The 12,979-nt window shown below is 32.2% G+C and carries 11 protein-coding genes and 2 pseudogenes; 7 read left to right on the forward strand and 6 right to left on the reverse strand.

The window, feature by feature from the left end; genetic code table 11:
- Positions 1 to 268: 268 nt before the first annotated feature.
- The 3 genes and pseudogenes from MMB68_RS23470 to MMB68_RS23480 form a co-directional block, all read right to left on the reverse strand.
- Positions 269 to 870: pseudogene (locus MMB68_RS23470) on the reverse strand (MFS transporter).
- 87 nt (positions 871 to 957) lie between these two features.
- A complete protein-coding gene (locus tag MMB68_RS23475; protein ID WP_264408331.1) occupies positions 958 to 1,893 on the reverse strand; it encodes an aldo/keto reductase in 936 nt (311 codons plus the stop codon).
- Between the two features lie 140 nt (positions 1,894 to 2,033).
- Complete coding sequence (locus tag MMB68_RS23480; protein WP_221786225.1) at positions 2,034 to 2,351, reverse strand: ArsR/SmtB family transcription factor; 318 nt, start codon at positions 2,349 to 2,351, stop codon at positions 2,034 to 2,036.
- A 211-nt stretch (positions 2,352 to 2,562) separates the two neighbouring features.
- Here MMB68_RS23480 and MMB68_RS23485 point away from each other — a divergent pair, with 211 nt between their 5' ends.
- The gene (locus tag MMB68_RS23485) at positions 2,563 to 3,918 is read left to right on the forward strand and encodes a TrkH family potassium uptake protein (protein ID WP_221786224.1); all 1,356 of its coding nucleotides are present in this window, start codon (positions 2,563 to 2,565) and stop codon (positions 3,916 to 3,918) included.
- A 130-nt stretch (positions 3,919 to 4,048) separates the two neighbouring features.
- On the opposite strand, the gene corA is transcribed toward MMB68_RS23485, so the two are convergent.
- Complete coding sequence (gene corA / locus MMB68_RS23490) at positions 4,049 to 5,008, reverse strand: magnesium/cobalt transporter CorA (RefSeq protein ID WP_221786223.1); 960 nt, start codon at positions 5,006 to 5,008, stop codon at positions 4,049 to 4,051.
- Between the two features lie 602 nt (positions 5,009 to 5,610).
- Here corA and MMB68_RS23495 point away from each other — a divergent pair.
- The 4 genes from MMB68_RS23495 to MMB68_RS23510 all read left to right on the forward strand — a co-directional run bounded on the left by MMB68_RS23495 (position 5,611) and on the right by MMB68_RS23510 (position 9,379).
- Positions 5,611 to 5,868 carry a hypothetical protein gene (locus MMB68_RS23495; protein ID WP_098325100.1) on the forward strand — a complete coding sequence of 86 codons (258 nt, stop codon included), beginning with the start codon at positions 5,611 to 5,613 and terminating at the stop codon, positions 5,866 to 5,868.
- A gap of 42 nt (positions 5,869 to 5,910) precedes the next feature.
- Positions 5,911 to 7,101 carry a putative lipid II flippase FtsW gene (gene ftsW, locus MMB68_RS23500; protein ID WP_221786222.1) on the forward strand — a complete coding sequence of 397 codons (1,191 nt, stop codon included), beginning with the start codon at positions 5,911 to 5,913 and terminating at the stop codon, positions 7,099 to 7,101.
- A 1,071-nt stretch (positions 7,102 to 8,172) separates the two neighbouring features.
- Positions 8,173 to 8,760 carry a GNAT family N-acetyltransferase gene (locus MMB68_RS23505; RefSeq protein ID WP_055991484.1) on the forward strand — a complete coding sequence of 196 codons (588 nt, stop codon included), beginning with the start codon at positions 8,173 to 8,175 and terminating at the stop codon, positions 8,758 to 8,760.
- Positions 8,761 to 8,770: 10 nt separating this feature from the next.
- Positions 8,771 to 9,379, forward strand: coding sequence for a class I SAM-dependent methyltransferase (locus tag MMB68_RS23510; protein WP_221786221.1), 609 nt, complete (start codon positions 8,771 to 8,773; stop codon positions 9,377 to 9,379).
- Positions 9,380 to 9,734: 355 nt separating this feature from the next.
- Here the strand turns inward: MMB68_RS23510 and MMB68_RS23515 are convergent, their stop codons facing one another.
- Positions 9,735 to 10,205, reverse strand: coding sequence for a GNAT family N-acetyltransferase (locus MMB68_RS23515; RefSeq protein ID WP_277549397.1), 471 nt, complete (start codon positions 10,203 to 10,205; stop codon positions 9,735 to 9,737).
- Positions 10,206 to 10,350: 145 nt separating this feature from the next.
- The gene (locus tag MMB68_RS23520; RefSeq protein ID WP_277549398.1) at positions 10,351 to 11,277 is read right to left on the reverse strand and encodes a hypothetical protein; all 927 of its coding nucleotides are present in this window, start codon (positions 11,275 to 11,277) and stop codon (positions 10,351 to 10,353) included.
- 130 nt (positions 11,278 to 11,407) lie between these two features.
- Between MMB68_RS23520 and MMB68_RS23525 the strand changes: the two genes are divergently transcribed.
- Both MMB68_RS23525 and MMB68_RS23530 read left to right on the forward strand, forming a co-directional pair.
- Positions 11,408 to 12,169, forward strand: coding sequence for a site-2 protease family protein (locus tag MMB68_RS23525; RefSeq protein WP_269871468.1), 762 nt, complete (start codon positions 11,408 to 11,410; stop codon positions 12,167 to 12,169).
- 367 nt (positions 12,170 to 12,536) lie between these two features.
- Positions 12,537 to 12,859: pseudogene (locus tag MMB68_RS23530) on the forward strand (transposase); the annotation flags it as partial.
- Positions 12,860 to 12,979 lie beyond the last annotated feature (120 nt).

Raw genomic sequence — 12,979 nt, forward strand, 5'->3', positions numbered from 1 at the left:
AAATAGTAGGGTTTCTTTTTTTGTAATTAGTACTCTGCGGACGTCAGTATATCTTTTGGATTTTGGCTAAACCTGTTTCCAAAGCGGGCAGTCTTTGCACTTCTCAAAACGTATCCACGCTCTCTTTATCGCACTAAAAATAATTCATTCATTTAAAAATAAGGGTTGAAGGTGACGCAACGTAATCTAATATAGTTGAACTATGACATATCAAGAAGGGGAGTAACGAAAATAAACAATCCTTTTTAGAAATGTATTTGGAACGTTATTAGAATAAAAGTAAAGGATGAGGGCATGGGAAGTGGAGAATAAAAACGAATTCGCTCGTTAGATATATTAAGAGGACTAGCGATTCTGGGAACATTAGGAACGAACTTGCTAATGTTAGTCCTGCAAACATAATAGAAATTGCTCTAGCTCTTTTTTCTTTTGATACTAATTCTGATGCAATGATAGAACCTACACCAAAGAAAGAACCATGAGTCAAGGCTGCAATAATACGTGCTGCCATGAGAATAGTATAATTAGGAGCTAATGCTGCAAGAGCATTCCCTATAATAAATAGTATCAGTAAAAGTATTAGTAATTGTTTACGTTTCATTTTATTTGTTGCTATGTTACTATTGGTGCCCCTATAGCGACCCCTAGTGCGTATCCTGTCACAAGCATTCCTGCAAGTGGAATAGAAACATGTAAACTAGAAGCTACTTCAGGTAATAAGCCCATAATAACAAATTCTGTCAGTCCAATAGCAAAAGCTCCTAAAGTTAAAGCGTACAAAGCAATGGTTGAAGAAGCTTTCTGTGTTGAATTTTTTGTATCTATTGTAAACCTCTCCTTTTCACTATATAAGGTGACTGGCGAGACCATATTATAGAAATTTAAACCACATTAGTTTTATTTACAAGAAAATAAAGGCTGTCAAAATTTTCTCGACAGCCTACCTGTTGATTTATATTATTCAGCTAGTATTTTTTCAATTTTAACTAAATCTTGTGGTAGTAAGATTAAAGAATCTGCTTTTACATTTTCCTTGACTTGATCAGCACGTTTACCACCAGGTATCACTGTATCAATGCCTTCTTGTGTAAGTAACCATGCCAAAGCTAGATTTGATAAACTAGCTCCTTTGTCATCAGCAAGTTCTTTTAATTTTTCAACCTTATTTAAAGTATTTAGAAATGTTTCTGGTTGGAATAAAGGTTCTTCTTTTCTCCAATCCCCATCTTTTAAATTTAAAGAACTGTTATATTTACCACCTAAAATTCCAAATGCTAAAGGGCCATAAGGAACAAATGAAATGTTATGCTCTCGACTATAAGGTAATAAGTCATTTTCTGCTGAACGTTGTAACATATTATAAGGTGATTGAATAACATCGATATCATCGTATTGATTAGCTTCTTTAAGCTGGTTTAAATTCACATTAGAAATACCTATAGAACCAATTTTACCTTCTTCTTTCAAACGAGATAATTCACCTATTGATTCAACTAATGGAGTCTCATTATCTGGATAATGCAAGTAATATAAATCAATGTAGTCAGTTTGTAGTCTTTTTAAACTTTTTTCAACAGCTGTACGTAAATATTCTGGTTTATTGTTAATACGTGTAGTGCCATTATCTAACTTTTCAACAGCTCCTTTAGTAGCAAGCTTAAGTTCAGAACGATGAGCTTTAATAACTTCTCCTACTAATTCTTCAGATCGTCCAAACCCATACACATCAGCTGTATCAATAAAGGTGATGCCTAGATTCAACGCTTCTTTAACCAAGTCTTTTCCTTGTTTTTCATCTAAATCTGTAAATAGATTGTGACCACCTACTGCATTAGTCCCCAAGCCTATTTGTGTCACTTCCAAATTAGCTTTATCTAAAAGTTTTTTTTTCATTTATATTTCCTCCTAATAAAAAGTGGTTTCTGATTTCTAGTGTTCTAGTGTTCGATGAATGTCGAACACTATCGAATAATAACATGCTTTTTTCTATTTGACAATAAAAAAGAAAAAGTTCTAGATAAACTAGAACTTTTTCAATAAGACTCAGGATCTGTGGAAAGAACCATTTCCATTAATCCCGGAAACCTTTCGTTCAAATCCTCCATTCTAATCGAATAAAAATGTTGAGAACCTTCTACACGTACTCTTATAACGCCAGATTCCCTCAATGTCTTTATATGGTGAGAAACAGTCGACTTTGAAATATTAAATTCATAAGAATAATACGTACAAACTTCTTCACCTTTTGTTGCTATACTTTTTACAATCCTCAATCTATTTGGATCACTTAAAGCGTGAAATACTTTAGATAACTGTAAACTTTCAACTGATGGATGATTAGGTATTCTCATATTTCATATTATATCGTATAAGGAAAGTTAATGTCTAGAAAGTAAAATTCAGCTCTTTTTGAGGACACAATGTATAAGGTATACATTTCTAGTTCACATAAAACCTGTACTTGGAAGCTATGGATGCAATAAAAACAATCACCATATTTTCGAATAAATGGGTATGATATATAATAAGCCTTTACTCAAAACATTTTGAAGGGAATGTAATATGATAATTTCTAAGTCACGCAAAAAACATAAAGTGAAGCACCTAGAACCTGCAAGTATCTTGTTCATAGGTTTTTTAGGATTAATATTATTAGGAACCGGCTTATTAATGATTCCTGCCGCTACAAGCGATAGACATCATTTAAGCTTTATTGATGCTCTCTTTGAAGCCACTTCTGCTGTATGTGTAACAGGACTAGCTGTGGTAGATACCGGTACTACATTTACTTTATTTGGACAGCTCATTCTACTTGTTCTCATTCAAGTTGGTGGTTGGGGATTCATGACTATTGGTATACTGATGTTTATTGTGCTAGGTAAAAAAATTGGATTACAACAAAGATTAATACTTAAGGAATCTCTAAATGCTTTTTCCCTACAGGGCGTTATTGCATTAGTCCAACGTGTTGTTCTAATCACATTGGCTGTGGAAGGTATTGGAGCGCTTATCCTAGCTATTCGTTGGTCTCAAGAAATGAGCTGGGGAAGAGCAATCTATTATGGGATATTCCATTCTATATCGGCTTTTAACAATGCAGGATTTGGTTTGGAATCAGATAATTTAAGTAAATGGGTAGGAGATCCAACCGTAAATATTATGATTACGTTACTCTTTATAATAGGAGGGACTGGATTCTTTGTCATTGCAGATGTTTTTCGAAAACGAAACATAAGGAAGTTTTCTCTTCATACTAAAATTGTATTAGTTTCAACTATCCTCCTAAATGTCGTGAGCACACTCATTATTTTTGCTTTAGAATATCATAACCCTCATACTTTAGGTCAATTGGGCATGGGCGATAAATGGTGGGCAGCTTACTTTCAAGGAGTAGTTCCCCGTACTGCTGGTTTTAATACCTTGGATATTGGGGCACTCACATTACCTTCAAAAGTGTATATGATGGGGCTTATGTTTATTGGAGCAGCCCCAGGCTCAACAGGCGGTGGAATTAAAATAACGACGTTTGTCTTAATATTATTTGCTTTATGGTCAGTATTGACAAATAAAGAAGAGATTAATGTTTTTCGACGCCGAATTCCTAAATCGCTTGTTTATAGAGCTTTTTCTATTGCTACTTCTGGAATTATTTTTGTTTCTATTATTTTCTTTCTACTTACAATCACAGAAAAAGGTGTAGATATGTCTACTCTTTTGTTTGAAACGTTCTCTGCTTCCGGAACAGTTGGATTAAGTGCTAATTTTACAGGCGACTTAAGTCCTACCGGACGAATTCTTATTACGATTATGATGTTTATTGGCAGAGTGGGGCCTCTTACCATTGGTTTTGTGCTTGCAATTCGCTCAAATAAGCAATCTAAAATTCGGTATGCAGAAGAAAAGATTCTTATTGGCTAAAAAATCTCCTTTAAATATATGCTTTGGTCAACATGTTCATAATTGTCGGAAAGCTTAGAAAAGCAGCCCCATTCTTTGGGGCTGCTTTTAATTAACCATTTTTAGAAGATAAGTGAGCATATTGTTGATGTTATTTATTTACATTAAACCAGCCTTTTCGTTTAAACCAAAGAATCATACCAATTGTCATTAAAGCCATAATTCCTAAAACAATATAATATCCGTAATGCCAGTGAAGTTCAGGCATATGATCAAAGTTCATCCCATATAACCCTACGACAAATGTAAGGGGGATGAAAATCGAGGAGATAATCGTTAACGTCATCATAATGGAGTTCATCCGATTAGCATTAATTGAAAGGTAATTGTCTCTCATATCAGATGTCATATCTCGATTGGCTTCCACCATGTTTGTTAATTTTAACAAATGGTCGTAAATATCATTAAAATAGGCTTTCTGCTCTGCAGGTATATGTAAACGTTCAGAATTAATAATGCGATATAGCAGATCACGCATAGGAAGGATAGTTTTTCTGAGTTTTAATAAATCACTTCGGATATCAAAAACATCATCCATCAGTAAAGCAATTGATTTTTTTGCATCTCTGCTTTCAATTTCATTTAATTTATCCTCAATTTCATACACAATTGGGAAGTAATCATCCACTAATTGGTCTAGAACCGCATAAGCAATATAGGACACTCCTTTATTAAATCCACTAGGATGTTGTAAAAGACGTTGTTGTACGGTTTCAATACTGAGTAATGGTTTAAGGTGAAAGGTTACTAAATAATTGTCTCCGATAAATAAGTCTACTTCTTCAACATCTAATTTGTGGCTATTTAAATAATGAAGAACTAAAAAGCTGTACCCCTCATAGTAATCAAGTTTAGGGCGTTGTAATAAGTGAAGACAATCTTCGATAGCTAAAGGGTGAAAGTGGAAAAATGTCTCTAATACTTTTGCTTCCTCTTCAGAAGGAGAGGCAAGATCTACCCAGAACCATTTAATTGAGGAATCAGATAAGTGAGCAAGGGGCACATCTTCTTTGACGTGTAGGTCTTGTGTAATAGCGATTGTTCGAATCATGCTACAACTCCTCCATATGATTAAAAATTATCTAGTGCATAGTATGCTATATAAAATAAACGATTAATCCCATTGCTAACAAGATAATAAAATCTTTCTGATATTTTCTTTTCTTCTCTTTATCTGTATCTTTATTTTCCCTAAAATATTTATCTATAAAAATAATAAAACAAAGGAGGAGGAAACTAAGGATGATATCCAGTATTAAGAAATGAAAGAAATTATCTTTAGTAGTTAAAAACATAGTAATTCTCCTTATTTCTCACTTTGAAGTGTGAGAATACTAAATAAGTCTCTTTTCATATTTAAATTAGGTACAAACAGTACTAAAATCAATTTATCTGTATAATAACGCATAGGAGAAAAAAGAAAGGATTCATTTTTTATTGTTTTCTCTATCCTATTCTCTATGATTAAAACATGCAAAACAACTTATCACATATCAAAACGTTCTATATATTCAAACTCGTTGGAAGAAAGAGGATTATTAATCTTAAATATGGAATTGTCTAAGTATAATATAAGCTAATAAATAAGGTGAGACGGATAGAAAAGAATAAAACGTAACTATATAAGAAAAGACATAGCAGTGGGAGATCTTTATGAAATACGCACAAATTTTTATTGATAACCGAATTCGAAATGCAACGTTAATTGTATTGCTTATTTGTATGAGTATAGCTTGGCTGTTTGATAGCGATTACTGGTACAATATAGCTGTTCTTATGGTTTCAGTATCTTTTATATTGCATGGTGTAAATGATTATATCGTAGGAAAGCACAAAGCGCGAGGAACTGTTATTATACTATTGAGTGTTCTTTTTACTCTATATAATTTACTAAGAATCTTTTTTTTATGATGAAAATAAGAATCTTACACTTGCAAGGAACGAGGAGTTTTTATGTTTAAGAAAATAGTAAAATGTTATGATTACAAATTTATTGTAGCCTTAATTGTTCTAAGTCTCATCGGATTAGTCATGGTTTACAGTGCTAGTATGGTAACGGCTGTTAGTCGTTACGGTGTTGAAGGGGATTATTTTTATCAAAAGCAAAAACTTGCCCTTATAGCAGGCTTCTTCTTTTTCTGTGTTTCTGCTTTTATTCCCTATAAAATTTATCGAGAAAAAAAAGTGTTAAAAATCTTATTAGTAACAGTAATTACGCTTCTTGCTTTGGTTCTTATTTTTGGCCATACCGCCGGGAATGCACAAAGTTGGCTTATACTGGGGCCGATTAGAATACAACCACTAGAATTTACGAAACTAACAATCATTGTATATCTATCGGCTGTTTTTGCAAATAAACAAGAGTATATAAACGATTTAAAGCGTGCTATTATTCCGCCTATCCTTATCGTGTTTTTTATTTGTTTCTTAATTGCTTTACAACCCGATTACGGTGGAATTCTCCTTATTTTAGGAACTGTTGCAGCGATTGTTTTATGTTCAGGGATCTCTAGAAAATCCATGCTAAAGATTGCTCTGTTAGGAGTAGTAGGAATATTTGTTATGCTCATCGTTTTATTAGTAACAGGACAGATGGCTACCGTTTTTTCTCCTGTTCGTTTAGCTCGTTTTACTGGGTTTCTCCATCCATTTGCGAATCAGCAAGGGGATGGGTACCAATTGGTTAACTCCTACCTAGCTATAGGAACTGGTGGACTATCAGGTGAAGGGTTAGGCCAAGGCATTCAAAAGGCTGGTTATCTACCTGAGTCTCATACAGATTTTATTATGGCAGTTATTGCTGAAGAGTTAGGTTTTTGGGGAGTGTTACTTGTATTAGGGTTGCTATTTTTTATTATTTTACAAGGTTTAAAAATTGCTAAAAGATGCAACGATCCTTTTGGTGCCTTATTAGCTATCGGTATTTCCGTTATGATTGGCATTCAAGCATTTGTTAACCTAGGAGCAGTAACGGGACTTCTTCCTATCACAGGTGTAACGTTACCTTTTGTAAGTTATGGTGGTTCTTCTCTTACATTGCTTATGTTTGCTGTAGGAGTACTAGCGAATATATCCATGTTTAATAAATTTGAAAAGAAATACAAACACAAAGTAACAGATCCAAGGGAACTGAAAAGTATCTAATGATTTGTATGAATGACATTTCTATAAAAATTATTGAGCATAAAATAAAATTATAAACAAAAGACACTGGTTAAGAGCCAGTGTCTTTTGTTTATGGAAGGAGGTTGAGTTTGTAGTATTGCTAAAGGAATACAAAGATCTATTAGAAATCCTCTTATGTACGATTCATATACTTTCCTAAAAATCTTTATGTAGAAGATAAAAATTATTCCCTTCGAAAAAATTGCAAGGCGCTATAAACGACCCATAGAAAACAGGCCACCATAACTTGTTTTTCTATGCAAAGAATAATTGTCCATAGGATCACTAAAGTTAAAATAGGAATAGATAACTTTCTTATCATTCACACCCTTCCTTTCTTCATTATTCTTCTATTTATATTCATGAAAACGTAGTGAATTGCCTTTTTTGTGCAAAAAAAAAGACGCCTATTATGGCGCCTATATCCAACGAAATAGTTTGAAAAAGGGGAAAGATGTTAACTCTAAAAATTAACATGATCTTACTTGGTCTTTACTCTTTTTAAAAGAAAAAAACAATTGATATCCAGAGCTCTAGTTAACATAAAACGCCTTATCGGAAACATAAATATCATCGTTTGTACCATTCTCTTCAAAATGTTAAAAATTACTAATGGAGGGTAGAAGGATATAAAAGCACTCGAAAAAAACATGAAGGGGAGAGAATAATGTTATGAGGTTTCACAAACATATTTTAATACCTTTAGCTACAGGTTTTTTAAGTTTTTTATGTTTTATAATTTACAGCAAAATATTTGGAGATAAGAATCTTGAAATAAGTAATTCCTTGTTTATTTCAATTGGTATATTTCTTGGCGCAATTCCAGTATCGTTTTTTGTAGATTACCAAAAGAATAAAGACAAAAGAGATTTCAATAATAAAATATAACTGTGCTAACTATACAAATCTAGTTACCATAATACGGCTTCTAGGAAGAAATAATAATTTTTAAATTATTGATTTATTGATGAAAAACAGTTCGATATTTAATTCCATATAGTGTAAAATTAAATGATTTCCAAAATATGCACAAAGGGATGGGTGAAACAAGTGGAATTAAGTAAACAACGTGTAAGATTAAGAATAATGAAAATAGAAGATGCAGAGGACTTATATAATATTGTTAAACAAAATCCAGATATTTGGACTTATATGCCTGTTAAAATGGATAGCTTATTAGATATGAAAAATATAATAGATGAGTGTCTACAAAAGAAAAAAACAGGGGAGATAGTTCCTTTTATCGTGGAAGATATTTGGAATAATAAGATTGTTGGTAGTACTAGACTATATGACATATCTTTATCTTCAAAAACTCTAGAAATGGGGTATACTTTCTTTTCACCTGATGCTCAACGTACAAGTATTAATACAGAAAGTAAGTTTTTATTATTACAATACGCTTTTGAAACATTAGGAGTGAAACGAGTACAAATCAAAACCGATTTACGGAATAATACAGCTCAAAAAGCTATTGAACGACTAGGCGCAGTTAAAGAAGGAATATTGAGAAACGAACGCCTTTTATATAACGGCCTAGTTCGCGACGCAGTTGTCTATAGCATACTTGATAGAGAGTGGAATGTAGTAAAAGAAAAGTTAGAGTCTTATATAACTTATTCCCTTGCTCAAAGTTAGGGGGGGAAATATGTTTAACCAATGGCTAGGTAAACAGTTGAGTAACCCTAGAGGTATTTTGGCAAAATGGATAGGTTCTTATATGGAAAAGGGCAATAAAAAAGCTAATGGGTGGACAGTTGAGCTTATAAAGCCGTCGCCTGGCGATCGTATTCTTGAAATTGGAATGGGAACTGGTGCAACGTTGAATAGACTTCTAAACGAGTATGTAGATATTGAAAAGATATGTGGAATCGATATCTCTTTATCTATGGTGAACAAGGCTAAACAAGTAAATAGAGGCTTTATAGCAAGTCATAAGGCAGAGATTACTGAAGGAAACGTTGAACATATTCCTTTTGCTGCAGAATATTTCACCAAAGTATATACTATTCATACAGTATACTTTTGGTCCGATTTAGTAAAAGGACTACAGGAAATTCAAAGAGTATTAAAGCCTGAAGGTGAGGTATTCATCACATTTACTTTAAGTGAGGAACTGGATAGAATGAGGCATACTAAGGAATTTCTTCATTATTCGCCTAAATATATTCAAAGTTTATTAGGAGAAGAGGGCTTTAGACAAGTGAAAATAAGTGTCCAAAAACCGTTCTGTTGTATATCAGCGATAAAAGAATAAATGCTTCCATTTTTACTTACTACAGTGTTGCCTACAGGCTTGAAATAGAAAAGGTACATTTTGATTTAAATAAAAAGTAATCGTTTTCATTTTCTTCTTTTTCAAAATGGTTTACTGGGTTATAATAAATATCTACAAAAATATTAAATGATATGTAAGCAACAAGCAATTACACCCTTAATATTAGCAACAAGACCCCCCTCAAATGTGTAGGGGGTTTCTTGTTGTTAAGCATTCTTTTTATAAGCTATATATCTTATAAAATTTAGTTACCATAATCATCGTTATCAGAAGCAAAGGGTGTAGAATTAAAAACTCTCCAACCTTAATTATTTGTACATTAAATTAGAAATAACTACAAAGATAATTCCCATTGTTCTTCAATAAGTTCTTTATTTGATAAAATTAGATTTCTAGTTTCAATTAATCGAAACCCTTTATTCTTATAAATTCTCCTTGTAGCAACAAGCTCGCTATTGGTCCAGAGAACAACTTTTTTATAGTTTCTCTCCTTGCAAAAATCTATAGCTGTTTGAACTAATTGTTTACCTAACCCAGTTCCTCTTAAACTAGGATCGACAAGAAACAGTCCTAATTGAGCTACGTCTTCACTGACACTTTTTATACTTATTGATCCTTTTGGGCATCCATCAATATCTAAAATCCAAATATTCTCTAATGAGTTATTTGCCTTTTTAATATATTGATTCACACTATTAGAAACAAACTTTTTAAATGATAAATCGTAACTATACTCTTTATTGTAGATTTTGTAGTGAGAATCGATTATATAATCCTTATCATTTTCCTTAAAATTTCTTATCATATCTTCACCTTTTTAATTCAAGTTTACCTAATATATACCTAAAAATATATGTATACCCCATACAAAGTTAGTTAACGTAATGTTTTTTATAGGAAACGACAAAAACCCACTTCTTAGTCTCATCTTATTAAGAAGTGGATTCCAATTAATATATAACGTAATTCTTAGTTTTGGTGTTAACAGAATAGAGATCGATTACGGTAGGAACGCTTTTGTAAACAGAATTAGCATACTCCTGAAGTTTTTTTAGAAAAAGTAAAATTTCTGTACCTTCCATTTTCGCATGAATAAGATGAAAGATATTATCTTTCCCAATAATGAGTTCATCTGCTGATAAATATAAAGGCAACGTTCGGAATACATACCAGGGATAATAAAGGGAGACGAATGCTTCTCTAAAATAAATTCCATTTTCACCAATAATAATCCCGTCGGTTTTCTTTAAAGGAAACGTACATAAAAAAGCAACAATCTCTCTATTAGCTTGTAAATTAAAATACTTTGTTATTTTCTTTTTTAAATCTGAAGGAATATGCTGATCTACTAACAGACCATTATTAGGTTCAAATGCTTCTTCATATTTCTCAAATAATGTACTTATATTCATTAAGTCATTATAAGTTACAGAAGAAGATACATTGTGCTGTTTTACAAGTAATTCGTACGAATATTCGTTTAAGAAATCCCTTATACTTGTCAAAAGTTCTATAAATAATGAAATTGGATAAGTATTTCCTCCTCCTATTAAGAATGCTTTTCTATCGTCGAAATGAACCTCGACCTTATTTTGGACCGTAATCTGATCTACTTTACCAAATTCAGTCCATTCTATATTGCCTGATTCACCACTTAGATTTTTCCACCTTATCCCCTTATCGGTAAAATACACACCGACTTTTCCTGAGCCAAACATCTTACAGTCGAGAAAAGCAACCACTGCTTCCTCACTTGAAATATTAAATCTTTTATTTGCCTTGGATAAAATAGAGAGAGGAATTTCTTCAATGAAAAATTTGTCTTGTTGATACCTTGAGCATAAGTCAGTTAAATAATTAAATTTTATATCATGCATCTAAACAGTCCCCGTTCATTTTGATAAATATTTCCAATATCTATTAAAACATAATTTTTACCTTTTATTACATATAAAAGTAAAAATGATATAATTTATATATTATTACTTTTATAAAAGGGGATATTTAATGAGTTTCCAAGAAATCATACTAATCATGATAGTTGCTACTATCGTACACGAAATAGGACATCTTATAGGAGCAAAAATAGTAGGAATTAAAATTAAAGAAGCCTCTCTTGGATTTGGTCCAATATTATTGGAATTCACTTTACAATCAATAAAGTTTAAAATTTGTTGGATTTTATTAGGTGGGTACGTTATGCCCGCCGGAAGCGATAAAGAATTTTTCACATATTCTAAGAAGCGTCGGGTAGTCTTAACAGCTTCAGGTGTGATAATGAGCATATTCATTCTTCCCATATCTTGCCTTATGATAATAAAGTTAATTGAGGGAGGTTCATTTCATGTTGTCATGAAATTTATCGATTTAATACGTGTTTTCTTAAATCACCCTTTTCAATATTTTTACTCAGGATTAACTATATTCCCGACAACAACTTATTCTAATGAACTCTCTAATTATTTGAGTTGTTTAGCTGAAATTAGTTTGTTCCTAGGTATTGTGAACGCGTTACCTATTCCAGTTTTGGATGGTGGACAAATAGTAATGACCATGTTAGAAAATAAAATGCCGAAAATCAAAGATAAATATACCCTTATAAATGGCATTGGATATTCAATTATATTAGCTATTATTTTACTCCCAATGATTGAGGTATTTATTAAAAATATAAAAACTACGTTTCCGATTATTTTATTTATAGGATTTATAATGTATAGAGTAGTTAGAATAAACCACAGATTTGAAAAAGGTAGTAAAGAGATCTGATTATAGTTAGCAATTATTGATCTTTATAACATATAAAATCTTAGTTACCTTAGTTACCATAATCAAAGTTCAAGGAACAAAAAACAGTCTTTGAAAGGCTGTTTTTTCCTTTGAAAAGTTATTTATTAGATTAAAATATAATTTTCTTTACTTCTTTTAATGTAACGAATCTGCCGCCTAGAATATTATTATGATGTTCTACTATTTTTGAAGCTGAAAGCACAGCCGTATCAAATGTGCTATGAGCATCTTTTACTAAGATATTCTCTTTATAACCTAAGCTATATGCTTGAATAGGCTACACTCAGTTGGACAGAATTTTTAAGGTCAAGTAGACTACAGATAATATACTAAAGGAGCATCTACAATGACCAGAAGAGAACGTCGAACATTTACGGAGGAATTTAAACAACAAATGGTGCAGCTTTATCAGAACGAAAAACCGAGACAAGAGATTATTCGTGAATATGACTTGACTCCTTCATCTTTAGATAAGTGGGTAGAGCAAAGTCAAACATCTGGTTCGTTTAAAGGAAAAGATAACCTGACCGAGGAACAAAAAGAACTGATGGAGCTTCGCAAACGAAATGAACAATTAGAAATGGAGAATGATATTTTAAAGCAAGCCGCGCTGATACTAGGACGAAAGTAAAAGTGATTAAAAATAACCAACACAAATACTCGAACTCATTTGATGATTTAAAAAGTTATCTAATAAACTAGATGCTGAGATTTGCTCTAAGACAAAATGAACCCCGTTCAAGACAGAAGAAACTCGTCAAAAAGGGAGCTTTGCTCAATAAGAACAAA

This window comes from Priestia sp. Y58 (assembly GCF_029522095.1).
Lineage (GTDB): Bacteria > Bacillota > Bacilli > Bacillales > Bacillaceae_H > Priestia > Priestia megaterium_E.